This window comes from Paenibacillus wynnii (assembly GCF_000757885.1).
GTDB lineage: Bacteria > Bacillota > Bacilli > Paenibacillales > Paenibacillaceae > Paenibacillus_AQ > Paenibacillus_AQ wynnii.
On sequence record NZ_JQCR01000003.1, the window covers coordinates 2,366,623 to 2,392,501 of the forward strand.

Annotated in this window: 22 protein-coding genes; 4 read left to right on the top strand and 18 right to left on the bottom strand. The window is 45.2% G+C overall.

Features of this window, described 5'->3' with window-relative positions; translation table 11 throughout:
- Positions 1-56 precede the first annotated feature (56 nt).
- The 6 genes from aspS to PWYN_RS26405 all read right to left on the bottom strand — a co-directional run bounded on the left by aspS (position 57) and on the right by PWYN_RS26405 (position 7,528).
- Positions 57-1,835, bottom strand: coding sequence for an aspartate--tRNA ligase (gene aspS / locus PWYN_RS26385; RefSeq protein ID WP_036658182.1), 1,779 nt, complete (start codon positions 1,833-1,835; stop codon positions 57-59).
- Between the two features lie 61 nt (positions 1,836-1,896).
- Complete coding sequence (gene hisS, locus PWYN_RS26390) at positions 1,897-3,150, bottom strand: histidine--tRNA ligase (RefSeq protein WP_036658185.1); 1,254 nt, start codon at positions 3,148-3,150, stop codon at positions 1,897-1,899.
- A gap of 812 nt (positions 3,151-3,962) precedes the next feature.
- Positions 3,963-4,409 (bottom strand): hypothetical protein, encoded by a 447-nt coding sequence (locus PWYN_RS26395; protein WP_036658188.1) that lies wholly within the window; start codon positions 4,407-4,409, stop codon positions 3,963-3,965.
- Positions 4,410-4,567: 158 nt separating this feature from the next.
- Positions 4,568-4,723: a hypothetical protein gene (locus tag PWYN_RS29470; protein ID WP_157261264.1), complete on the bottom strand. Its 156-nt coding sequence runs from the start codon at positions 4,721-4,723 to the stop codon at positions 4,568-4,570.
- Positions 4,724-4,881: 158 nt separating this feature from the next.
- A complete protein-coding gene (gene dtd / locus PWYN_RS26400) occupies positions 4,882-5,325 on the bottom strand; it encodes a D-aminoacyl-tRNA deacylase (protein WP_036658191.1) in 444 nt (147 codons plus the stop codon).
- A gap of 22 nt (positions 5,326-5,347) precedes the next feature.
- Positions 5,348-7,528 (bottom strand): RelA/SpoT family protein, encoded by a 2,181-nt coding sequence (locus tag PWYN_RS26405; RefSeq protein WP_036659212.1) that lies wholly within the window; start codon positions 7,526-7,528, stop codon positions 5,348-5,350.
- A 305-nt stretch (positions 7,529-7,833) separates the two neighbouring features.
- Here PWYN_RS26405 and uraA point away from each other — a divergent pair, with 305 nt between their 5' ends.
- Positions 7,834-9,147, top strand: coding sequence for a uracil permease (gene uraA / locus PWYN_RS26410; RefSeq protein ID WP_036658194.1), 1,314 nt, complete (start codon positions 7,834-7,836; stop codon positions 9,145-9,147).
- Between the two features lie 97 nt (positions 9,148-9,244).
- Here the strand turns inward: uraA and PWYN_RS26415 are convergent, their stop codons facing one another.
- The 6 genes from PWYN_RS26415 to PWYN_RS26440 all read right to left on the bottom strand — a co-directional run bounded on the left by PWYN_RS26415 (position 9,245) and on the right by PWYN_RS26440 (position 15,996).
- Positions 9,245-9,763 carry an adenine phosphoribosyltransferase gene (locus tag PWYN_RS26415; RefSeq protein WP_036658197.1) on the bottom strand — a complete coding sequence of 173 codons (519 nt, stop codon included), beginning with the start codon at positions 9,761-9,763 and terminating at the stop codon, positions 9,245-9,247.
- Positions 9,764-9,794: 31 nt separating this feature from the next.
- Positions 9,795-12,197 carry a single-stranded-DNA-specific exonuclease RecJ gene (gene recJ / locus PWYN_RS26420; RefSeq protein WP_036658200.1) on the bottom strand — a complete coding sequence of 801 codons (2,403 nt, stop codon included), beginning with the start codon at positions 12,195-12,197 and terminating at the stop codon, positions 9,795-9,797.
- A 30-nt stretch (positions 12,198-12,227) separates the two neighbouring features.
- The gene (locus PWYN_RS26425) at positions 12,228-13,193 is read right to left on the bottom strand and encodes a cation diffusion facilitator family transporter (RefSeq protein ID WP_036658204.1); all 966 of its coding nucleotides are present in this window, start codon (positions 13,191-13,193) and stop codon (positions 12,228-12,230) included.
- A gap of 179 nt (positions 13,194-13,372) precedes the next feature.
- Positions 13,373-14,263 (bottom strand): protein translocase subunit SecF, encoded by an 891-nt coding sequence (gene secF / locus PWYN_RS28930; protein WP_036658207.1) that lies wholly within the window; start codon positions 14,261-14,263, stop codon positions 13,373-13,375.
- On the bottom strand, positions 14,253-15,503 hold the full coding sequence (secD, locus tag PWYN_RS28935; RefSeq protein ID WP_036658209.1) for a protein translocase subunit SecD: 1,251 nt from the start codon (positions 15,501-15,503) through the stop codon (positions 14,253-14,255). Before secD ends, secF begins: the two co-directional genes overlap by 11 nt.
- A gap of 238 nt (positions 15,504-15,741) precedes the next feature.
- Entirely contained in the window at positions 15,742-15,996 is a 255-nt protein-coding gene (locus PWYN_RS26440; RefSeq protein WP_036658212.1) for a post-transcriptional regulator, read from the bottom strand.
- A 210-nt stretch (positions 15,997-16,206) separates the two neighbouring features.
- Here PWYN_RS26440 and spoVB point away from each other — a divergent pair, with 210 nt between their 5' ends.
- Entirely contained in the window at positions 16,207-17,787 is a 1,581-nt protein-coding gene (gene spoVB / locus PWYN_RS26445; protein WP_036659214.1) for a stage V sporulation protein B, read from the top strand.
- Position 17,788: 1 nt separating this feature from the next.
- Here the strand turns inward: spoVB and PWYN_RS26450 are convergent, their stop codons facing one another.
- A complete protein-coding gene (locus PWYN_RS26450; protein ID WP_036658215.1) occupies positions 17,789-18,541 on the bottom strand; it encodes a YetF domain-containing protein in 753 nt (250 codons plus the stop codon).
- Between the two features lie 205 nt (positions 18,542-18,746).
- Here PWYN_RS26450 and PWYN_RS26455 point away from each other — a divergent pair, with 205 nt between their 5' ends.
- Positions 18,747-19,139: a TIGR04086 family membrane protein gene (locus PWYN_RS26455; protein ID WP_036658218.1), complete on the top strand. Its 393-nt coding sequence runs from the start codon at positions 18,747-18,749 to the stop codon at positions 19,137-19,139.
- 87 nt (positions 19,140-19,226) lie between these two features.
- A complete protein-coding gene (locus PWYN_RS26460) occupies positions 19,227-20,060 on the top strand; it encodes a phosphatase PAP2 family protein (protein ID WP_240479838.1) in 834 nt (277 codons plus the stop codon).
- A gap of 84 nt (positions 20,061-20,144) precedes the next feature.
- Here PWYN_RS26460 and PWYN_RS26465 read toward each other — a convergent pair whose 3' ends face one another.
- The 5 genes from PWYN_RS26465 to PWYN_RS26485 form a co-directional block, all read right to left on the bottom strand.
- Positions 20,145-21,077, bottom strand: a complete 933-nt coding sequence (locus tag PWYN_RS26465) for a glycosyltransferase family 2 protein (protein WP_052088428.1) — start codon at positions 21,075-21,077, stop codon at positions 20,145-20,147.
- Positions 21,078-21,202: 125 nt separating this feature from the next.
- Positions 21,203-21,514 (bottom strand): preprotein translocase subunit YajC, encoded by a 312-nt coding sequence (gene yajC / locus PWYN_RS26470; RefSeq protein WP_036658221.1) that lies wholly within the window; start codon positions 21,512-21,514, stop codon positions 21,203-21,205.
- Positions 21,515-21,566: 52 nt separating this feature from the next.
- Positions 21,567-22,703: a tRNA guanosine(34) transglycosylase Tgt gene (gene tgt / locus PWYN_RS26475; protein WP_036658224.1), complete on the bottom strand. Its 1,137-nt coding sequence runs from the start codon at positions 22,701-22,703 to the stop codon at positions 21,567-21,569.
- 21 nt (positions 22,704-22,724) lie between these two features.
- A complete protein-coding gene (gene queA / locus PWYN_RS26480; protein WP_036658226.1) occupies positions 22,725-23,753 on the bottom strand; it encodes a tRNA preQ1(34) S-adenosylmethionine ribosyltransferase-isomerase QueA in 1,029 nt (342 codons plus the stop codon).
- 9 nt (positions 23,754-23,762) lie between these two features.
- Positions 23,763-25,865 carry a SpoIID/LytB domain-containing protein gene (locus PWYN_RS26485; RefSeq protein ID WP_036658229.1) on the bottom strand — a complete coding sequence of 701 codons (2,103 nt, stop codon included), beginning with the start codon at positions 25,863-25,865 and terminating at the stop codon, positions 23,763-23,765.
- Between the last annotated feature and the right edge of the window lie 14 nt (positions 25,866-25,879).

Sequence of the window (25,879 nt, forward strand, 5' to 3'; positions counted from 1 at the left end):
ACAACCTCCTTAAAAAGCATTGCCGAAGCATAACCTGCTTCGGCAGCTAAAATTATTTATTTCTTTTCTTTTTCCGGTTTTGGAGCTAGCTTGATATGCAGTTGCTCCAATTGCAAGCTATCAACAGGTGATGGAGCATTCATCAACAGGTCGGTTGCACTCGCTGTTTTCGGGAATGCGATGGTTTCACGCAGATTCGTGCGACCCGTCAACAACATCACTAGACGATCGAAGCCAAAAGCGATACCGCCATGTGGAGGCGTACCATATTCAAAAGCATCCAGCAGAAAACCGAATTTTTCATAGGCCACTTCTGTTGAGAAGCCCAGAGCTTCGAACATTTTCTCTTGTACCTCACGTTTGTATATCCGCATGGAGCCGCCGCCGACCTCGTAACCATTCAGGACGATATCGTAAGCTTGGGCACGGATGGCACCCGGGTCCGTTTCGAACAAATGCAGATCCTCTTCACGAGGACGAGTGAAGGGATGGTGTTCTGCTACATAACGTTTTTGATCTTCATCGTAGCCCAGTAGCGGGAAGTCAGTCACCCAAACGAATTTGAACACACTATCGTCGATAAGACCGAGTTGACGGCCAATTTTAACACGAAGTGCGCCTAGAACGTCAGCTACAACCTTCTTAGTATCTGCAGAGAAGAGCAAGAGGTCGCCTTCCTCAGCACCTGTACGTTCCTTCACAGCGGCGATTTCTTCCTCAGAGAAGAATTTCACAATCGGTCCTTTGAATTCGCCGTCCTTCACTTGAATCCAAGCCAAACCTTTTGCACCATAACGTGCAGCATAAGGTCCAAGTTCGTCAATTTCTTTACGTGTCCAAGTACCGCAGCCTTTTGCGTTGAGACATTTTACTTCGCCGCCTTTTTCGATCACGGAAGCAAATACTTTCACACCGCTGCTTGCTACGATATCATTCATCTCTACCAACTCAAGCCCAAACCGCAGGTCAGGCTTATCGGAGCCGTACTTGCTCATAGCTTCAGCGTGGGTCAAGCGTTGGAAAGGAAGAGTGATGTCAGCACCAACTGTTTCTTTGAACAGACGCTGCATCAGCTTCTCCATCATGCCAAGCAGATCATCCTGACCCATGAACGAGGTCTCAATGTCGACTTGCGTAAATTCAGGCTGACGGTCCGCACGCAGATCCTCATCACGGAAGCAGCGGGCAATCTGGTAATACCGTTCTAATCCGCCCACCATAAGGAGCTGCTTGTAGATTTGCGGTGATTGCGGCAGTGCAAAGAATTCACCTTCATGCACCCGACTTGGTACAAGATAGTCACGCGCGCCTTCAGGCGAGCTCTTAGTCAGGATTGGAGTTTCTACATCGATGAAGCCCTCACTATCCAAGAAGTCGCGGAAGATTTTAGCGGCTTTCGAGCGAAGCAGCAATGTTTTTTGCATTTCTGGACGACGCAGGTCCAGGTAACGATATTTAAGGCGCAGGGACTCATCCACTTCCACACCCTCTTCTATGAAGAACGGAGGAGTTTTTGCTGCGTTAAGAACTTCAATATCTGTGATCTGAATCTCAATTTCACCTGTAGGCAAATTGCGATTTACAGTCTCAGCATCACGTTTTACAACTTTACCGGTAACAGCCAGTACATATTCACTTCGTACTTTATCAGCTACTTGCAGGGCTTCTCCGGAATAATCAGGATTAAATACGGTTTGCACAATACCACTCCGGTCGCGCAAATCAATGAATAGTACGCCGCCGAGATCGCGGCGGGTTTGAACCCAACCGTTCAAGGTTACAGTTTGACCGATATTTTCTAGTGTTAATTGACCACAATGATGACTGCGTTGCATAATTTATCATACCCTTTCAAGGTTAAAATATCTCGTTAGTACCCTTACAATCCTTCTTTGGTTATACGATTGCTCCACCCAGATCCTCTAATTTCACCGTACGTTGCTCACCAGTTGTCATAGATTTCAGGGCAATCACACCATTCTTCAATTCGTCTTCGCCAAGAATCGCCGTATATCGCGCCGACATCCGATCGGCAGACTTCATCTGAGCTTTCATTTTTCGACCCAGATAGTCACGTTCTGCAGACAATCCAAGGCTGCGAAGGATGAACAGCTGCTTCGAAATTTCGAGGTCAGCCTCTTGGCCCAGTGCTACAAAATACACATCCAGAGGTTTTGCAGTCTCCATCTCAACCTTCTGATTCTCCAATATGAGCAGAATACGCTCCAGACCGATTCCAAGGCCTATACCCGGCTGATCGGGCCCGCCAATCTCTTCTACAAGACCGTTATAACGTCCACCGCCGCCAACCGTATCAATGGATCCGATGCCTGCTGCTTTATATTCAAACGCTGTATGCGTGTAATAATCTAATCCACGAACAAGTCGCGTATTAATAACATAGTCAACACCCATTGCAGTCAAATGTTCTCTGACCTTAGCGAAGTGCGTAGTGCATTCTTCATCAAGGCTGTCCAATATGGATGGGGCATCGATGAATTTATCTTGATCTACCTTGCAATCTAGGACACGCAACGGATTACGTTCCATACGACGCTGGCAATCTCCGCATAGACTATCCTTCATAGGTCGTAGGAAGCCCAGTAGCTTCTCCCGGTAAGCTGCACGGCTTGGTGCATTTCCTACAGAGTTAATCTCTACCCGTACTCCATTCAGTCCAAGGTCTTTGCAGAACTGATAACCGAGGGAGACCACTTCAGCGTCAATAGCCGGATCCACGGCTCCAAAAGCCTCAATGCCGAACTGATGGAATTGGCGGTACCTGCCTGCCTGCGGACGCTCATAGCGGAACATGGGGCCTATGTAATAAAGCTTGCTGACATCAGGCTCTCCGAACAGCTTATTCTGGACGTATGCTCTTACAACACCAGCCGTCCCTTCAGGGCGAAGGGCTAGATCCCGGTCCCCTTTATCCTTAAAGGTGTACATTTCACCTTCGACAATATCCGTGGTTTCGCCTACACCTCTTTCGAACAACGCCGTGTGTTCGAATACAGGTGTACGAATTTCCCTATAGTTGAAGCGGTGGCATAGGTCTCTTGCCTTACCCTCCACAAACTGCCACTTCTCTACGGCACCAGGAAGTACATCCTGCGTACCGGTCGGTTTCTCGAATCTTTCTTTAGCCACAGTCTATCCCTCCTTAATTAACACTCAAGAAGAAACGGCTTTGCCGTCCTTAATGGAGCCTACGCTTCCGAAGCAGCGATACTCCAGGCATCCGTTTCTCGTAGAAATATAAGCAAAGTATACTGAAAACTTATACTTTCTTATATTTTAAAAAAATCAAAAAATCCCCCGTCCTGTTTATAACAAACAGGGACGAGGGATTATCATAACCAATAATACACCCGTGGTACCACCCACATTCCGGACCAGGGTAAACACTGAATCCGCTCAAGCGGTTAACGCCCGCCTACGCGCATCGGTTACTGGAGGCAACATTGCAACAACTGCCAGCTTTCACCGTGCGTTCTCGGGGAGGTCATTCATTCGCTCATCAACAGAACCCTTACAGCCTGACGCAAAACAGTTATACCATCCTATATGGGGATGCTGCCGTTTCTGCGGGGGGTTCCTCTCTGAAGTTGTGGGGCCGAATTACTTGTTCCCGTCATCAAAACATTATTGTTTAAAACCGTATTATGTTAGATTTTACTGAACCACAGTCCTAAAGTCAAGACAGGATATTTAAAAAAGTTACAAAAGGCGGTAAAACAAAAAAATGACCTGCAGCCAAGTGCTGCAGGTCCATCGTCATATATTATTAAAAAGGGGGTCATGCCTTTATTATAAACACAGTATGTTAAGGAATCATGAATGTAATATTACGGTTATATTACATAAAAGAAAGCGTTTTATATTCTAGATACAATGAATGCCCTGACCTCCTACATTCAAGGGAAGCCAGAGCATGCTGTCACGCAAGCATCCCTGATGATTTATTCAAAAACTTCAACAAAAGCATGTTTATTACGCAGAGTTTCTATGACCTCAAGATAATTTTCTCGAGGAACCTTGAGCTCCATCACATAGTGAAGATTATCCAGATCAGCATCGGTAACTTCCGTGTCGTTGCGGACTTCACCGTCTTTTAAGTTTATTCCCTTGTCATCTGTAGGATCTACTGCAGCAATTGCTGGTAAGATTGCAGCATTTCCAGCCACAGAACCAGTGGTTCCGCCAACTCCCGCCAGACCGCCCGACATCGATGTATTCGAATAAGCCACGAGCGGTACTAAGATATTTCGGTTACCACGTGCCCCAGAATCCAGAGGGTCGGTTAATGGCGATACCTCCAGCCCCTTCACATTGTAAGATATCAACGATGTCTTAGCGCCCTCTGCTTCATCCTCTGTCCGGAAATACGCCTGAATTCTTTTGGTCATTGTTGTACCCTCCTTATATTTTCTATCGTTTCAAACTATATTACAGTACCTTCGGTTATTGTCTTCTCATCTAACCATTACCCCGTTTTAACGGCTTTCTAACGAAAGAAGGCAAAAATTGAGTATTTAAAAAGGCAAAGCTTCTTTCTCCCGGCCCGTTAGTTGCGCGGGAGAAGATTGCGGCTTCGCCCTTTCATAACAAGAATCTCTTCCTGAACTTCGGCTCCTTTAGCTGTTGCGTAAGCTTCTGTTGGACTTCCTGTTGCAAGCGCAGGAATACTTCTCCATACCCAAGCCTTATAGGATTGTCTCATCTTTTACTACCCCTTTGCCTTTGTCATAATTTGTAGTTTATCCAGCATAAAGGGGCTCTATCCGTACCTAACAGCTACGACAAAGTGGAGCTGTTTCCAAACCAAAAAAGGGTGCTGGTTATTCCTTATCAGAAATAACCAGCACCCACCCATTTGTTTTATCCTCGGCTATCTAAAATCAACGTTACCGGACCCCAATTAACCAGTGACACATCCATCATAGCGCCAAAAATCCCAGTCTCTACTTGAAGTCCACCCGCAGCAAGCTCATGATTAAAAAATTCATACAATAGCTTCGCTTCGTCAGGTGCGGCGGCAGCCATGAAATTTGGTCTTCTACCCTTACGGCAATCGCCGTACAAAGTAAACTGCGAGACCGAAAGTATGGCTCCCCCGACATCTATAATACTTAAGTTCATCTTACCGGCATTATCTTCGAAAATACGCAGCCCAGCGATCTTGTCCGCTAAATACTTGGCGTCTTTCTCCGTGTCTCCATGAGTTACGCCGACAAGCAGCATAAGGCCTTCAGCGATTTCACCGGTTATGGCATCATCGACAGTTACCTGCGCTTTCTTGCAGCGCTGCACGACTACTCTCATTACAGTCTTTCAACCCCTTAACCTATTGCATGATACGGTGAACAGTGTAGACATCCTTAACTCGTTTGAGGCGATCTACTACTGATTGCAGATGATCCGTATTCCGGATAAGAATCGTCATATGAATCATCGCCATTTTATTCTTATCCGAACGGCCTGTAACCGCAGAAATATTAGTCTTACTCTCGGATACCGCCTGTAGGACCTCGTTAAGCAAGCCGTTTCGATCATGGCCGGTAACCTCAATATCAACACTGTAATTCGCTTCCAGATTGCCTTCCCAGTCGACTTCGATGACCCGTGCCGCTTCCTCACCGTCACCATCACCCGGTATATTAGGACAATCCTCACGATGGACGGATACACCGCGGCCCCTTGTAACGTAACCTATAATATCGTCGCCGGGAACGGGATTACAACATCGTGCAAAACGAACCAGCAGGTTATCGATCCCTTTCACACGAACGCCGTTAGTCGGCTGAGCTCTTTTCTCACCGGAGGATTTGATTTCTTTCATTTCTGAAGTTAGCTCTAGATGATTAGCCGCTTCCTCTTGCTCTTTGCGAAGTTTTTCCGTTAACCGAGAGGCAATTTGCGACGCTGTAATACCGCCGAAACCAACGGCTGACAGCATATCCTCAATATCATTAAAGGAGAATTTCTTCGCCGCTTCCATCAATTTGTCGTCCGAACTCCATTCCGAGACGTCTACATTCAGGCGTTTCAGCTCACGTTCAATGGATTCGCGGCCTTTTTCTACATTTTCCTCACGTTTTTCCTTCTTGAACCATTGTTTGATTTTGCTTCTTGCATGTGAAGATTGAGCAATCTTAAGCCAGTCACGACTCGGTCCGTAAGAATGCTTCGAGGTTAGAATCTCTACGATATCCCCGGTCTTCAGCTTATGATCAAGCGGTACGATCCGACCGTTAACTTTGGAACCGATCGTACGGTTACCCACCTCCGTATGTATCCGGAAGGCAAAATCCAGCGGGACTGAGCCGACAGGCAGCTCAATAACCTCACCTTTAGGCGTAAATACGAAGACAAGGTCGGAGAAAAAGTCCATTTTTAGAGATTCTACGAATTCAGAAGCATCTTTGGCCTCATGCTGCAACTCAAGTATTTCACGGAAGAAAGGCATTCGATTCTCTGGGTTGCCGGTGTTGTTCGTCCCTTCCTTGTAGGCCCAGTGAGCCGCGATCCCAAATTCAGCTGTTCGGTGCATTTCCCATGTCCGAATTTGCACCTCGGTTGGCTCCCCACCGGGTCCCACTACCGTTGTATGCAGAGATTGGTACATATTCGCTTTGGGCATAGCAATATAATCCTTGAATCGGCCAGGCATTGGCTTCCAAAGTGTATGAATAATGCCGAGTGTGGCATAACAATCCTTAATGTTGTCGACGATAATACGAATGGCCAAGAGATCATAGATCTCATTGAACTGCTTGTTCTTAGTATTCATTTTGTTATAAACACTGTAGATATGCTTCGGACGGCCGGAGAGATCACCCTCTATACCCATTTCATCAAGTTTGGAACGGATGCGTCCAATTACACTATCAATAAATTGCTCACGTTCTGCCCGCTTCTTATGTACCAAGTTAGCGATGCGATAATACTGCTGAGGGTTCAAATAGCGCAGAGCAATATCCTCCATCTCCCACTTGATCGCAGAGATCCCTAGACGGTCAGCAATAGGGCAGAAAATTTCTAATGTCTCGTAAGAAATGCGTCGCTGACTATCTTCGGATTGATATTTAAGCGTACGCATATTATGCAGACGGTCCGCCAGTTTGATTACGATGACACGAATATCCTGTGCCATAGCAATAAACATTTTGCGGTAATTCTCATTCTGCTGCTCTTCCTTAGAGCGGAAACGAATGCGTTCCAACTTGGTTAAACCATCCACAAGCATTGCGCAGGTATCGCCAAAACCCGTGCGTATCTGCTCCAGTGACACCGTCGTATCTTCCACAACATCGTGCAAAAGAGCTGCAATAATGGATATTACATCCATTTGCATATTGACGACAATATCTGCTACCGCCAGCGGATGCAGAATGTATGGCTCTCCCGATTTACGCACCTGTCCAATGTGAGCTTGATCAGCAAATTCATATGCTTCCCGGATGCGGAGAAGATCTTTTTCTTTTAAATAGGTGCCGGCCTTGTCAATTAATCGCTCTATGCCCATTCTCGTGGTTTCCGTTTCCTTTCTATAATAAAATGAACCCACAAGGGTATCGAAATCTGCAGGTTCCATCATCGGTATATGCCTTAACGCTTCAGTTGAAAGTTTTCTATAATTATGACGCTTACGGCGGAATACGTCAACACTTCCCATTCCATGGCATTAATGTAAGACATAAGACAAACATTGGACAAATTAATGGCAACTGTGAAAATGTTGTTGTAAAAATGCCGAGATCTATTTAATCTAGTAAAGGCGGTTTGCCGAAGATAACATCATAACTTAAGAAGAAAGAGGAGTGAACTCCATTGCAACGCGAAATTCAAGTTAACGAAAGACTCCCCTGGGCTCCGGGCTTTTTACTGAGCCTACAGCATTTGTTCGCCATGTTCGGAAGTACAGTACTGGTACCTAACCTGTTCGGTGTGGATCCAGGTATGATTTTGCTGATGAACGGTATCGGGACACTGCTTTACATTTGGATCTGCCGAGGCAAAATACCTGCCTATCTCGGTTCCAGCTTCGCTTTCATTTCCCCTGTACTGTCTGTTCTTTCCAAGCATGCCGATGACCCGCAAAAGGGATATTCACTTGCATTGGGTGCTTTTATTATTACAGGTGTCATCTTTGTACTGGTAGCGTTAATTATACGTTATGCAGGCACTGGCTGGATTGACGTTGTTTTTCCTCCGGCAGTTATGGGTGCTATCGTTGCCACTATCGGGCTTGAACTGGTTCCGGTTGCAGCGCGTATGGCAGGATTGATTGCTCCCGAGGGTGCAACGGATTGGACCCCGGACGGAAGTATGATCACAATCTCTATGGTTACTCTAGGCGTTACGGTTATTGGTGCGGTTCTCTTCCGCGGGTTTCCAAAGATCATCCACATTCTCATTGGTATCGTCACCGGTTATGGCTTAGCTTATATCATGCAAAAGGTTGATACGGCTGCTATTTCAAGTGCAAATTTCTTTGCCACCCCGACGATCACTACCCCTTCCTTCAGTTGGAATGCAATTCTGACGATTATCCCTGTATCCCTTGTCGTTATAGTTGAACACATCGGGCATTTACTTGTAACGAGCAATATCGTAGGAAAAGATTTGGCTAAAGATCCCGGGCTGGATCGCTCACTGATGGGTAACGGTATTTCTACCATTATTTCCGGATTTGTGGGTTCCACACCTAATACAACCTACGGAGAAAACATTGGTGTTATGGCTTTAACCAAAGTATATTCAGTATTCGTTATTGGCGGTGCAGCTATAATCGCGATTCTGTTGTCTTTCTCAGGCACCTTCGCTTCTGTAATTGCTAATATTCCTATGCCGGTTATGGGTGGAGTATCCCTACTACTGTTCGGCGTAATCGCTGCATCCGGTCTGCGGATTTTCGTGGAGCAAAAGGTTGACTTCTCAAAAGCAACGAACATGATCCTAGCTACATTGGTGCTCGTTGTGGGCATAAGCGGGACAACCCTCACTGTCGGTGGTGTTCAATTGAAAGGTATGGCGCTCGCTACAATCGTAGGTATGCTTCTATCCATCTTGTTCAAGCTTATTGAAGTGCTTGGCTTGTCCAACGAAGATAACAGCAATAACAACGAAAAATCAGTACATTAATTTATACCCTGATACAAGGGAAATAAAATCACAAAAAGAACTGGCTGCTCTCTTAATGGGAGCGGCCAGTTCTTTTTATAAGTAATTGTGACTGAACTTAGTCTTCGTAAGTAAGAAGGGACACAATTTCCACTTCAGGAAGCTTGTTACGTCCGGCCAGTTGCACCAGTTCAATTAGGAAGGCGGCTCCAACCACTTTGCCACCCAGTTGTTCCACAAGGCTAACGGAGGTAGAAATGGTACCGCCTGTGGCCAGGAGATCATCTGCGATAAGTACATTTTGTCCAGGCTTGATCGCATCCGTGTGAACTGCAAGACGGTCATTTCCGTATTCAAGGTCATACCCAACCTCAATGGTCTCATAAGGGAGTTTGCCGCTTTTACGAATAGGTACAAAACCTACTCCCAGAGCATAGGCCAGAGGGGCACCGATAACAAAGCCGCGCGCTTCCGGACCTGCGATAACGTCAATCTTCATATGAGCCACAAGGTCTTTAAGTTCATTGATTGCCCGGCGGTACATTTCCCCGTCTTTAAGCAATGTAGTAATGTCTTTGAAGCTGATCCCCGGCTGCGGAAAATCAGGGATTACTCGAATACTGTCTTTTAAATCCAAAACAATCATCTCCTGGTCTTTGTGTGTGATTCTACGATACTCCTAGACGGCGGGAGAGCATCCAGTCTTGAAGCTGTGATGTGCTGCTCTCCATAAAATATTGCTCCATCTCTGCAATCTGGCCCAACCTTACAAAATGCTGTGAATTCGTTAAGCTTTTGGCTTCGGGCTCTGTAACAAAAGATATAAAATCTTGCTCCCGTTCAATAAACCCCAATTCCTCAAAAACATCCAGCATCATCGTCAGCATTCGAATACTTAACTTAGACTGACGACTTAGATGTAGCAATACCTCATGCTCGGGGACTGGTTGTGCGGTAATCGGTGCAATTAGCTTATATAGTGATTTGAAATGTTCCCTGGTAGGAATCAGCAAACGCTCCCGACCTTCCCTTACTGGATGAAGCAATGCAATATTATCGGCTTCTGACACTGCGGCCAGTACGGCATCCAGTTGCTCCGGAGTTTCCGGCATTTCCATCAGGCAGAGCAGTGATGTTCGTCCGCTCGTTTGTTCTTCCGTATCCTCAGCGGCACCCAAAATTCCAGCTTCCTTATCATATACCCAAAGGGATATGCCTTTCAATTGGCTTTGCTCCGATATCTGATCTTTACGTAGAACTGCAGCTGCACGATAGGGGCCATTGCCGCTGTATGGAAGCAGCACATCCCTAATTTGCTGCGCATGCTTTACAGCGTCTGCAGCACCACGTAAATCGAATACCTGTACATGCTGTACCGCAAGGTCCTGAAGCATCAGCTGCGGCTTACGGGAGCCATTCCACTCATTGATTGACAATTCTGCCAACACATCAATAGCAGTCCCTGCCGGCAGCAGCCCTGCAAGATTTCCTTTACCGAACGCAACGGATTCTATACTGTCCTGCCCCTGTTGGAGAACAAGCTTTAGATGCTTGCCGCCCTGTCCCATAGTTCGAGTATCTTTAACTGTTGCCCCACGGACAATAAACCTCGGCATCGGATTAGACATACCGAAAGGTGCCAGCCTATCCATCTCCGCTGCACCCTGCAGTGTTAAATCTGAGAGAGAGACTTCGGCATCTGCTTGGATAACGGGTATAAAATGATCTGGGGTTAGCACTCGGTTAGCATAACTCTCCATGCCCGCTATAAAAGCTTCTAAGGAGTCGCGGTGAAGACTCATACCGGCGGCTGCCGGATGACCTCCAAAGTGATCCATGTGTTCGCTGCAGGAGGAAAGCGCCGAATAAATGTCCAAGCCCGGTATGGAACGTGCGGATCCCTTGCACATGCCAGTCTCTGGATGAATATCCAATATAATAACAGGACGAAAGTAACGATCCAACAACTTGGAGGCAACAATACCCACTACCCCCACATTCCAGCCCTCACTCGCAAGGATAATTACTGGAGGAACCTCTCCATTCCCGATCTTTTGCTCCAACTGAGCACTAGCTTCAACCACGATTCTGTCGACAACCAGCTGGCGTTCTTTATTTATTAGGTCCAGTTCCCCGGCTAATTGCTCAGCTTCCTCCATTCGATCCGTTGTGAGCAGTGTTACAGCCCTTCCCGCATGGTCTAATCGTCCGCTGGCATTAATGCGAGGGGCCATCCCAAAAGCTATATTGACAGCATTAACGGTTGCCATAGTAACACCGCTAACATCCAGCAATGCACGAATACCTGGAAACTTGGATTGTCTCATGCTGATTAATCCATTGCGGACCATTGCCCTGTTCTCACCCAACAGAGGCATCAAATCCGCAATCGTACCAATGGCTACGATTTCACACCAATCCGCAGGAAGATCCTCTCCAAGTAAAGCCTGAGCGAGCTTATAAGCAACGCCTACACCGGCTAAACCTTTGAAGGGATAATTACAATCCTTAAGCTTAGGGTTAATCAACGCGTAGGCTGGGGGAAGTAATTCAGGCGGTTCATGGTGATCAGTAACAATGACATCCATTCCAAGCTCATTAGCATAAGCTATTTGCGAACAGGCACTTATCCCCGTATCTACCGTAATAACCAACGAAACTCCCTGTTGTAATGCCCAATCCAGCGCATGATTATGAAGACCATAACCTTCATTGGATCGATGCGGAATGTATATGTCGAAGGACGCACCCAAATGACGCAATAAAAAAATCATCAGAGCTGTGCTTGAAACACCGTCAGCATCATAATCACCGTAGACCAGGATATGCTCCCCGTCCTCCAAGGCTTTTCGAATCCGTGGAACCGCTTCGGTCATTCCTTTTAGCAGGAAAGGATCATGATACTCTTCAGCACCACCATCCATGAAGGATAAAGCTTCTTGATCCACCGTCATTCCCCGGGCAATAAGCAAGGAGGATAACAGCGGAGAAATAGAAAGGCTCCGGGCCAAATCCTTTATTGCATCGGGATCAGCTGCCGGAGAGTGCCACTTGTTTTTTGAATGAAGCAATAGAACTCACCTTTCTCTCACCTAACAATACTATTGTAATAACGTAGGTACGTCGTCGCTATCTATCAGTTCATGATTACTTTTGTACGGGTAGCCCGGATCATACGGCACTACATCCATATGAACATCACCAATATAAACAAATCGGTGCAGCAGTAGTTTTTTGGCGCATTCTGATATATCATGTGCTTCCAATACTGTTATTCGCGGATTCACACTGATCTTCACCTGGAGATTTACATATCGACCCTTCTCCAGTGCCTTCAGTTGCTCTACTCGAATGACACCGTGTACCCGCTGAACGGTTTCAATAAAGTTCGAAGCGTCGGCATGTGGAAGTTCTTCAATCTCCTTGCCATATATCGAGCTTGCTATAAGGAAGTATCCTTTTCTGAGGACCAAGCAAGCCGTTAGGAGACCAGCAATCGGATCCATATACAGCAGAGGATGCCAATTAAAAGAACCGCCTGCTACAGATAATCCAATACCGATTACTACAGTTAGCGAAGTGTAAAGACTATACCGATGACTATCAGCATAAGCCGAGTGTCTGGCATCGCCAAGCTTTTTGAAATACCGATATTGATACTGAAACACCGCTTCCTTCAAGACAATAGATATCAAAACGGCTACCAATGCACAAGGAGAAGGTGATATCAAATGCCCTCTCATTAAATCACGGATCGCTGAGAAAGCAATTTGTAATCCACCCATAAGAATTAGTACAGAAAATATGATAGCTATAATAGGTTCTTTATTATCCCACTTATGAACGGATTGTCCCGTAGTACGTTCTTTCTGATTGTTTCCGAAACGCCATGGAAGTACCTCTGTCAGCTTTGCGGCGGCATCTGCTCCAGAATATAGGGCATCACCCATTAATGCCTTGCTGCCCGAAACGTAGCCAATACCACCCTTAGCTATGGCTAAAGCGACATCACTGACGACACCTGTCCAGGCAACCGTCTCACTTTGCGGCGAACGTTTGTTATACATTTGGGCCCCTCCTTACCATTCAAGTAATCTCATGATGAACTGATATAAGTGACCATTCATTTCCAAGATTATTATAAAAACATCCAGAATTCAGAAGTTTATAGCTTGCTGATATGATCAGAAAGCCGCGTCGCCTTTGACGCGGCTTTCTGGGGAATGATGTTGTTTTATACTTTGGTCTATTTAGCTTTTACGCTGACCTTCTGACGCTTCTTAAGAAGCAGCCAGAGTGGGCTTGCGATAAAGATGGAGGAGTAAGCCCCAAAGAGCAATCCAATAACCATAGCCAGCGAGAACATTTTGATGGATTCTCCACCAAGGATTAATAGGAAGAATGCAGCAATAAACACTGTAAATGCCGTATAAAGTGAACGCATGAGAGTCTGGGATACACTCCTGTTAACGAGTAATTTCAGATCCTCATAAGTTCTCTGTTTGCCAAACCGCAAGTTCTCGCGGATACGGTCGAAGATAACAATGGTGTCATTAATGGAGTAACCGATAATGGTAAGTATCGCAATAATGAACGTCAAGTCTACCTCCAAACGGAAGATAGAGAAGATGGCAACGACCACAAAGGCATCATGCATTAGTGCAACAATAGCCGCTACGGCAAAACGCCATTCAAAACGGATACTGACGTAAATGATAATTCCGATACAGGAAATCAACACGGCATAGACAGCATTACGGGCCAATTCTTTAGCCATTTGAGTATCAACGGTGTTGACCTCGAAGGAGGCCTTGTCGTCCAGCTTCAGAATCGCCTCTTTTAGTTGCGAATCCTGTGTGCTGTCTAGAATCGCTTCATAGCGAATGTTGGTCCGCAGCTCACCATGAGTAATTTCCGGTTCTTTGCCAATGCCGAGCTTATCAATCACCGGACGGATTTGCTCAGCACTAACATTCTTGGAGAACGAAATATCAACATTTGATCCTGCTTTGAAATCAACACTGTAATTCAGTCCAAAGGCTGCCATACATATTGCACCCACAATTGTAATTACGATAGAGAAAATAAAGAAATACTTACTCAAATGTACAAAATCAGTCTCTTTATTAAAGCGCACGTATTTCACTCTCCTTTACCCCGAATTGCTTCGGCTTGCTCAGTGTTCCTGCTCTAACAAGCAGATTCAGCAACCAACGGGAGAAATAAAGGTTCGTGGCGATACTGAGCACAATTTCCACAATCAAAACCAATGCAAAACCTTTTACTGCGCCTGTACCAAAGGCGAACATAACAGCAGCAACGATAATGGTTGTAACATTGGCATCCATAACCGTACGGAAAGAAGACTTACTACCTGCTTTCACAGAAGAAAGAATACTCTTACCACTGCGCATTTCTTCTCTAATCCGTTCATTTGTAATAATATTGGCATCGACAGCCATCCCAATACCGAGGATAAACGCGGCAATACCGGGAAGCGTCAATGTAAAATCGGCTATGACGAATACTAAAATTAGTAACCATGTATGCAGAATAAGAGCAAAACTTGCAAGCACACCTGGCAAGCGATACATACCGATCATAAATATCAGAATAATCAGGGAACCTACAAGACCCGCTCGAACGGTTTGTTCTAGCGACTTCATTCCTAAGGTTGCTCCTACACTTTGTGAATACATCTCTGTAAGCTTCAGAGGAAGTGCGCCGAGATTGATGGTATCCGCAAGGGCACGGGCTTCTTCAACTGAATAGTTACCAGAGATAGATGCGCTGCCATCGGTAAGCTCAGCTCTTACTACCGGATCAGATAACTTAACTTCGTCCAGATAGATCGCAAGATTCTGACCGAGCAACCTTTTGGTTATCTCAGCAAATTTATCTTTATCTTTAATCTTGATGCTGATAACCGGTTGATTCAGGTTATCTTGTCCCACTTCCGCAGCATTCTCTACAAAGTCACTGCCGAGAAGCTCAACTTTACTATAAGATCCTGCTTCATCACCAGGTGCAGTGCTACGGAAAGTCAGAACTGCAGGTTCTTTCATCTTTTTACGTACCTCAGCTTCGTTATTCACACCTGGAATTTTCATACGAATGCGGTCCGTTCCTTCGGTAGTTACCTCAGGCTCAGTTGTGCCGATCGCATTCGCCCGTTTTTCCAGGCTCTCAGCTGTTTTTTGCAATGATGCTGGACTTAAATCCTGTCCCTTTTCCATCGGTTCTGCGTGATACAGAATCTCGAAGCCGCCTTTTAAATCAAGGCCCAACCGGACTTTGTCCAACAATCCGGGAGTAGTAAATACCATGACTCCTAATAAAACAGCCACGGTAACAATGAAGCTCACAAGTCTTTTCATGCTCTTGCTAGTTCCCCTTTCATAACTCAATATTCCTATTATAGCCACGTGCGAAAAGACCGTCAATTCATGTAAGCATTGACAAGACTATATTTATAAATAACACGGCTATACTCACAAAAAGAAACGGCCGGCTATACGCTATTAAGCAAGCCATCCGTTTTTATAGGATATGTGAGATTTTGTAATCCTTACTTTACGCCACTACGAAGACGTTTGCAAAAGAAAAACATTCCTTTTATAAGTTTATTCCCCGATAAGCAGCAATTGTTAAGTAATTCATATAACTATTGACCTTCAATGAATAAATATCATTCACCAATTTGTGTAAAGGGGGCGTTCCCTCTTTGACATAATGGCGGCTAATACAATTCCAGATATCCTTACCTGTAACATACTCGTAGCCGAGGAGCCGGAATTCCTCCGCTTTGCTGCGGCACATGGCCTCGATTTCCTCGCTAATTTCGTCATGATTCCATTGCTCCGATTCCACGTGATGACACCTCCAAATCCCTCGTATGCGTATGAGCACTGTTAGTAGTTCGACTTATCTATCCTTCATTCCTTCTTATGATACCAAAATGTTGTTAGACAAAGGGAAGGCATTATATGGGACAGGACTTGCATATCCATATTAAAGACAAGTTGAATTTCGTCCATTCCATTTTGGAAGAAGGAGTGCCCTTTGAGGAAACAGAACTTTCTGAACAAACAGAGCTTTATCCAGGGAACATTAATCCTGCTTGCTGCCGGGATTTTGAACCGATTGCTGGGATTTATTCCTCGGATAGCTCTCCCGCGTATTATTGGAGCCGAGGGTGTTGGCCTCTATCAACTCGGGTATCCCTTCTTTATCGTACTGATTACGTTAATTACCGGAGGAATACCGCTAGCTATTGCAAAAATGGTGGCAGAGGCAGAGGGAGAGCATCGTCCGGATCGTTCGCGTCAGATCTTAAGGACAGGTCTTGCCCTAAGCCTTGGACTTGGGGTGGTCTTTACTGCCCTCGCATTGCTCGGGGCTTCGTGGGTTTCCACCGCCATCTTAACGGACAGCCGTGTTTATTATACATTTATCGGCATGACCCCGATGATTAGTATTGTCGCTGTCTCCGCGGTTTACCGCGGTTATTTCCAAGGCAGACAGAACATGATTCCTTCTGCCCTCTCTTCTGTGCTGGAGACGGTCATCCGCATATTTTTCATGCTTTGGTTCTCATGGCTGCTGCTTCCTAAGGGGATAGCCTTTGCGGCGGCTGGGGCAATGCTCGGTGTAACCGTGGGCGAGATTGCCGGGATGCTTGTGCTGTTATGGCAATACTTTTCTATAATAAAGCGAGATAAAAAAAAGGAACCTGTCTACTCGGAGGAGTTATCAAAGAAAAACACCCTGGAGTATAAGGGTTCAGGTTCTGTGCTGTACCGGATGCTAGGCATTTCAGTTCCAGTAACAGCTGGAAGACTGGTTGGATCGTTCTCCTATTTATTGGAGTCCATCATTACCGCCCGCAGTCTTGCACTTGCCGGCATTGCAACAGCTGCTGCTACAGCACAATATGGATCACTACAAGGGATGGTTATTCCCCTTCTTCTACTTCCTGGAGTATTAAGTTCATCTCTCGCAGTCTCACTTGTGCCGTCTCTCTCTGAAGCTGCCGCACAGCATGACCTGCCGACTATCCATAAAAGAATGCATCAGGCGCTAAGGCTTGCGCTTGTAACGGGAGCCCCTTTTGCTGTTTTGATGTATATTTTAGCCGACCCGCTTTGCAGTTTGTTATATGGTAATGCCGATACCGCCCCCATGCTCCGTATGATGGCACCGTTCGCATTGTTTTTGTATGTTCAAGCTCCGTTGCAGGCTGCACTACAGGCTCTGAATCGTCCGGGAAGGGCACTGTTAAACACCTTGGTTGGCGCTATAATCAAAATCATTCTCATACTCGTACTCGCATCAAGGCCGGAATATGGAATTTATGGTGCCATAATTGCCATCATTGTGAATAGTATTCTCGTCACCTTGCTGCACGGTTACAGTGTGATTTCTTTGATCTCTTTCAGTCTGAGATTATCCGACATAGTTAAAACAGGTGTAGCCATGATTATTATGGGAGCAGGACAGCGCTATGTTTACACATCTATTCCAATTTCCCATACTCATTGGATTCAATTTTTATTTGCCGCTTCAATCGGGGTTATTATTTATCTGGGGATCGCTTATATAAGTGGACTTATTTCTTTACGTGATCTGAACCGTCTGCCTCCTTTTAACCGTAAACGCTAAGTTAATCAGAATGGATGGGGTCAACGTATACCGTACCTTTATGATCTATAGAGCACAAGAACACATCGCGGAAATCCCTGACCCCTTTTTCGCGGATTTGGCTTCTTAGCCAGAATCGATCTTTACCAAGCTTCTCAAGGTTGGCTATTTGGACCTTGCCGTCCATAATCAACGGTACCGGTAGACCCTCGTATCGGATTTGTTTATGGAGCGGTTTGACCTTACCTTCACTGGCGTTATTCTCCGATCCATTATGATCTCCGTTATCACTTTGATCTGCCGAATCAGTGGATTCATCTTTATACTTTTCAATAACGGTCAATTGTCCACTTGTCTCTAATATGGCAAACTCTACTTCTGCCGGGCTGTTAATATTGTGTCCGCGCAGTTGCAGCAGCAGGTCATCCATATTATATCTTTGCTTACGCATCTCTTTACGGTGCAGCTTGCCATCCGAGATGATTACACTTGGTTTACCATCGACTAAGAGCCTAAGTTTTCTACTCTTAAGACTTAGGCGGGCAATAAATACCTGAATAAACACCAATGTAGCCATAGGGACAACACCATCATAAAAAGGTCGTTCAATATCCTCGATAACAAACACGGCAATTTCAGCAATCATTATAGAGATCGAAAGATCAAAGACAGACAGCTTCCCTACTTCACGCTTTCCCATAATTCGCATGCTTAGGAAAATGAAGAAATACATCAGCAATGTCACAAGTACAGTTGTGCTAATATGCATGAACATATTGCTTCCTCCTCTGTCTGAACCCTCCCTGATAAGCATCAGCGGATAGAATAATGTAACCCTAGTCTGACCGACCTGCACAGGGAACATTCGGAAGAGGTCATATTAATTACTGGTAAAACTACATGATCCTGTCTTGTACTATTGGGGCAAGCCATCCCATAGAATGAATAATAACTGTTGTATATAAAAAGGAGGTTGTACCATGTATCTAATGCGGCGCCTGTTCTCTTGGAGAATTACCAATCCTGTCTTATCTGGCATATGCCGATCATTCCTTTGGATGCTGTTAGGGGCTTTTGTGCTTTCCCTGCTATTATGGGGTAGTGGGCTTCAGGAGAGAGATCTTTCTATGTACACCTACATTGTTCATGGCATGGCTGTTCTGCTCGGAGGCTTAACAGCAGGACAAAGAGCTGGGCGCAAGGGATGGTATCAGGGAGGTATGACCGGTGGGTTCTATGGAATCATTATTCTCATGGTCGGATTTCTTGCCCTCGATAGTGCGCTGACCGGTTCCGATTTACTCTGGATACTGGCAGCAGCAGCCATAGGGGCAATTGGCGGAATGTTTGGTGTAAACCTACAAAAATCATAAAATTTTAAAAAATCGAAACTGTCTCCTCTAAAATATGATAAACTATTTTCATCTTATTTTATCAGAATCAAGGAGGCTTCGATTGCTTTGTTTTACCAATCCATGAATCATGTTTCTCTCTACACAGCTTTGTTTGTAGTGGTGTTAATTTGGATCTCCACGCGACGCAACCCTTTTTTAGCACTAGTTGAAATTGGGAAGGAAATGTTACGGTCTTATAAATTCCTATTATTGATCGTTGCAATGGCCGGTGTGCTCGCCCTGAATAAATATGAACTTCAGATTGAGAATAACATGCATCTCACTTCTGACTTCACAGGATTTATTTTCGGATTGGAAGGACATTTTGTTGAAGGTTTTCAACATCTCTTCTACACCCCTTGGCTTACACCAATCATTGTCTTTTTCTATATCTTCATGCTTCAATCCGTATTGGCTGCATCCATTGGAGTGTATTTGCTAGACAAGAATCGGTTGATGCTGTATGCAACCTGTTATGCCATCATTATAAACTACGCTCTGGCGATCCCGTTTTATCTTTATTTTCCGGTAAATGAGGTTTGGTCTTATGCACCGGCAGGTGTTAGATTTGTAATGCTGGATATCTTTCCTAAGTTTGAAGAGGAATACAGGCCATTATCCGGACTTAATAACTGTTTCCCAAGTCTACATACGTCAATATCTGTCACGATGGCCCTTTTGGCCTTTAGGTCAGGCAATCGGCGGTGGATGGTTATTACAAGTATCTCGGCGCTTATGATAGTATTTGGTATCTTTTATCTGGGTATCCATTGGTTAACTGATATGTTCGGAGGCACGTTGCTTGCTGTTCTATCTTCCAGCCTGGGGATTCAGTTCTCCAGACTGACTCTAAGAAACACGGAAAACGTTCTTGCCGTAAGAAGTAGAACCTCCAACTAAAACAAGAATGATTAAAGAAAGAGCCTAATATTCGGAATTCACCTCAACAATTTATGGGGACCGAATATTAGGCTCTTTTTCTAGTTAGGTTACACGATTAGCTGCAAAAAGGTTTCTAAGCTCCTTTGTTCCTTTTCGGTAGCCGGAATACGCTTCGTCATTACGCTTAAGTTTGGCCTCTATGCTTAAAAAGCAGGCTGTCCACCGCAGCATCAGGTATCTGAATAAATTAACTTTATTTCTGGTTTTGAGCAGGTGAAAATGATTGATTATTTTGGTATAAGATACAAACTCTGCTTTGTCCCTAGAAGTTGGCGAACCATGATGCAGTAACTTAAGATCCGGATTAACATACATGCTGCCATGATTTCCCGCTAAATATGAAATGTACAAATCCTCACCCAGACTATATCCTTTTAGCCACTCCACATCCTTGATATCGGACAGGTACTTTTTGCGATAGCACATGTTGCATCCGTGTAAAAATTCCGTTTTAAAAACATTACTGTGCTTGTTCCACATATTCATAGCTGATGCGAACCCGCTCCAGGAAAGCTTACCCGGGGAGAAATGACTGCGCCCGCTTAACAGCATCAAGAGCCTGCCCTTTGGTGTACATACAAAACCTTGATCTGCACCGCTTATGCCTACAGCATCCGGATAATTTGAAAGTGTCTTCTTAAGAGTTAGAAAATAGTCCTGTTCCAACTCAACATCATCATCTAAGAATAGCAGATTTTCATATTTGCTGAATTCAACAGATTTTATTCTGGATTTAATTAATCCGGATTCCGATTCTTTTTTAGGAAGGTACCTAAGGTCCATATTATTGGATATTAATAAATCCCCGGCGTTTTGGAGCCAATCCTTACTCGTTTCACCATCATCTATGATAATGATTTCAATCTGATCATTATTTATACTCTTTTGTTTGGAAATGGACTCTATGCATTTCCACAGATCCTCATGCCTATTTCTTGTACATATCGCAACAGACATCTTAAAAGTGGTAATCATTAGATTCACCTTCCTTATTTTTGCAACTATATAAATATTACACTTTATGGAAAAAGCGGCGTCTTCTCTCTAAATAAGAGATACAGACGCCGCTTTTTCTTTTTTCATAATAACTTAAAAGTTCACTACTCTTTGTCTACTGTATCTGTGTTGATAGAGTGACTAATTGAGCCGCGATCAAAAGTTAGTTTGGTCACATCATTTACTCGAAGAACCACGATATCATCTGAAATTTCCATGATGTTCCCGTGAAGGCCGCCAATGGTAACCACCTTATCACCCTTCTTCAAAGCTTTAAGCATACCGTTACGGGCCTTAGTTTTCTTCTGTTGCGGACGAATCAGCAAGAAGTAGAAAACCACAAACATAAGTACAAATGGACCTACAAGCGTTAGAATGCTGCTCCCAGACTGGGCTGCTGCTGCATATTGAAACATATTTCTCCCCCCTCTCAATAGCAATAAAACACAATAAAACACGATTCAATACTTAGAAGCCTTTAAGATTATCGTATAAGCCGTATTTTGCAAAAAACTCATCGCGAAAATCAAGCAGCCGATCTTCCATGATGGCTTCACGCACTTTACGCATAAGCTCCAACAGGAAGTGCAAGTTATGGTATGTCGTCAATCGTAGTCCGAATGTTTCGTCGGCTTTGATTAAATGGCGCAAATAAGCGCGGGAATAATTCCGGCAAGTATAACAGTTACACTCCGGATCTAGCGGCCCGAAATCACGGGCGTACTGAGCGTTGCGTACAACGAGTCTTCCCTGACTGGTCATAGTCGTTCCGTTTCGGGCAATACGGGTAGGCAGTACACAATCAAACATATCTACTCCCCGAATCGAACCTTCAAGCAGCGCATCAGGTGAACCCACACCCATTAAATAGCGTGGTTTATTCTGAGGCAACAGTGGAACCGTATAATCCAGCACTTCATACATTAGCTGCTTGGACTCTCCGACGCTGAGCCCACCAATAGCATACCCCGGGAAATCCATGGAAGTCAAATCAGCCGCACTCTGGCGGCGTAAATCCTCATGCATGCCTCCCTGTACAATGGCGAACAGCCCCTGATCTTCAGGACGGGCATGACTCTTCAGGCAACGTTCTGCCCAGCGCGAGGTCCGCTCTAAAGACTTTTTAATGTAATCATATTCCGCAGGGAAAGGAGGACACTCGTCAAAGGCCATCATAATGTCAGAACCAAGCGCATTCTGAATTTCCATCGCTACTTCTGGTGAGAGGAACTTCTTATCACCGTTGAGATGGGAACGGAAGTGTACACCTTCCTCTGTAATTTTGCGCATATCGCTTAACGAGAATACTTGAAAACCGCCGCTGTCTGTCAAAATGGGACGATCCCAATTCATAAATTTATGAAGCCCGCCGGCATCACGAATAATATCATGTCCCGGACGCAGAAACAGATGGTATGTATTGCTCAAAATAATATGGGCATCCATTTCCTTCAGTTCTTCAGGACTCATTGTTTTCACTGTAGCAAGTGTACCTACAGGCATAAAGGTAGGTGTGTCGATGACACCATGAGGAGTGTGGACTCTACCGAGTCTTGCTCCGGATTGGTTGCACGTTTTGATGTGCTCATAAGTAATTGCTGCCATAAGTTTATACCATCCTCTTACTTAATAAATGAACATTGCATCGCCAAAGCTGAAGAAGCGGTATTTCTCCGCTATTGCTTCTTTATAGGCGTCAAGAATATGATCGCGGCCAGCTAAAGCACTGACCAGCATAACCAGTGTGGATTTGGGCAAGTGAAAGTTAGTGATCAGAGCATTAACAACTTTAAATGAATATCCTGGATAAATAAAAATATCTGTCCAGCCATTGCATTCTTTCAGAGGGCCGCCTTCGCATAAGTTACCGACCGTCTCCAAGGTGCGGCAAGAAGTCGTCCCGACAGCGATAATCCGGCTGCCTCGATTCATAGCAGCATTTAATATATCGGCTGTTTCTTGGGAAAAGCTGAAATATTCCGCATGCATCACATGTTCTTCCACCCGTTCTACCGACATTGGACGAAAGGTACCCAGTCCAACATGGAGGGTGATGTAGGTGATATTTACACCTTTTGCAGTGAGCTGTTCCATAAGTTCTTTGGTAAAATGAAGCCCTGCTGTAGGAGCTGCTGCCGAGCCTTCATGCCGGGCATACACCGTCTGATAACGTTCACGATCATCCAAAGTTTCCTTAATATACGGGGGAAGCGGCATAGTTCCCAGCCTGTCCAATATTTCCTGGAAAATACCCTTATATATAAAGCGTAAAGTCCGTCCACCCATATCTTCTTCTTCTTCAACTACTGCACGAAGCTCTTCACCAAAAACGATAACCGCACCCGTCTTCAGCTTCTTACCTGGCTTCACAAGAGCTTCCCAGCGATCATCGCCAAGATCTTTCAAGAGCAAAACCTCAGCCTTCGCTCCTGTGTCCTCTTTAATTCCGAATAGGCGCGCAGGAATGACTCTCGTATCATTCAGTACGAGAGTATCTCCGGCTTGTAATTCATCAACAATATCCGTGAAATGCCGGTGAGACATATCACCGTTCTGCCGGTTCACCGTCAGTAGCCTGGAAGAACTCCGGTCGGGAAGCGGAGTCTGAGCGATCAGTTCCTCCGGCAAATAAAAATCATAGGCGTCTACATTCATTATCATTCTTCATTCCTTAACTATAGTTACGTTGCGATAATAGTGTTGCAATATTTGTTTGTAATCATACCCGCTGTCTGCCATACCCTTTACGCCCCATTGGGACATACCCAGCCCATGTCCATAACCACGGCCGATAAACAGGAATCCGGGGTTGCTGTTGATGACTCTGGCTGTAGAATCGCCACCCATAATTACGGTTCCGCTACCGTTAACTGTTACCTTACCTGATGCAGATAGCACACCTGCACTCTGAGAACTGGTAACTGTTCCAGTAGCACCGTCAGCGCCTAATACAGTATAACTGGAGGAGGGTACAATATCAAACAATGTACTCGGCAATCCATTAAGACTCGATCGGAATAAATCTGGGTATTTCATCTTCAGAATTTCTCCATTAGCTTTAACTTGAACAGCTCTTCCCGAAGGTCCCCGTTGAGTTACCTGTAAGCTGATTATAGAAGAAGGTAACGAACTGCTCGTTACACCTTGCAGACTCTTCAGCAGCTCTGCTGAAGTATAAGGCCCTTTAATCCAGCTGTAGCTGCCAGACTCAATCACCTTATTTAGTACAACTGCATTCTCTCCCGGGTTTAGCTTACCAACAGGACTTACTTCACTCTGGATGATAGGAAGAGGGCGTATGTTCACACCTTGGGTTGAGGCTGTGAGTATTTCTAGTCCTGCTGAGGTTCTAGCCCCTGTTAATTTAACGTTATCTTCACGCGCATATCCAACGGTGCCGTTAGGCAGCATTACATTATACCAATTCTTCGAGGTGGCAGTCGCTGAAATATCTGTAGGGCTTGCCACACTTCCGAACATAACCCCGCCATTCCCCCACACTTCTGAAGGGTCAGCCGTATATCCTCCGCTATTAGAGGAGAATACCGCCTCCACAATCTTGCCCCCGCTCATTAACACTTCACCGGCAGTGGCATCAACCGCTTTGGTAATTACTGGAGCCTCGGCACCTATGCCGTTATATACCTGACTTAAGGTTGTGTCGACCACGTTCGCTACATCGAACCGGTTTCCTTGAGATCGCGCATAGCTGCGAGCAGCTACAGCCTGAGCTTTAAGCGCCTCAACCGCCCAACCGGATGATACCTCTCCGCCGACAACCGCATACAAATACTTCTCCAAAGGAACTTCATTGATAACAGCCAATGAACCGTTTAATCCGCTAAGTTCAAAATTCCCCCGGTACGTTCGTTTCGACCTTTCCGTAAGCTGAATCCCGGCGTCATTGCCAACTGCAGTGAATTTAGTTCCGTTACCAGTTATCATATAATGGGAAGTTTGTCCCTCATTTGTCCAATCCTGACCGGCATCCGTTCGTAGAATTAACCCGCTTGAAGCCACTGCGCTGGGTGTCAAAGTAAGCTGTGGCAAGGATTGAGATACTAGAGCCTGTAGGGCTGACAGTTCACTGTCATTTGCGGCTTCCCCGATCCAAACTTCATATTTCACACCATCGACAGTCGGTACAATAACAGTCCAGGCATCAAAGCCCACCGCTGCAATACTGCCCACTACAGTATCTGCCTCTTGCTGGGTTGTATAGATACCTGCACTAAGATGCTTACTTCCTTTTACCGTAGGGATTTGACCTGCAGGAATAGTTATTCCTGACTTCCCTACCCGGGTTGCCGCATCCTTTGCTGCGTTTTCGCTGGCATACATCCCTGTGTATAACTGGTACAGGTTGCCGCCATTTTTGGATGCAGCGAATAACAACGGCTTGTCAGAGGTTGCTTGAAGTTTTTTGGCCGCATCAGCCGCTTCCCTCCATAGGGGAGTTTCAAGCACCTTTACCCGGAAGCTGTCATAACTGAAGCGAGCTATGCTCTTAACCGGCATGGTGACCAACGGGGAGCCCTCTTTGGAGAGCACACTCCACGGCTGATTGGATTGTAAGGAAATTACCGGAACGGTAGATTTATATTTGCTTCCAATGTCAGCAAAAAGGGCGACACGTATCGTAAGATTAGAATCGGCATGACTATAACCAACAGGGAGCATCAAGCTTCCCATAACCAGTGTTGCTGCTAATAATCCTTTGCAGGTTGGAGATAGCAAAGTTCTCCATCCCCGCTTTGAATGATTCATCCTGCATCCTCCTC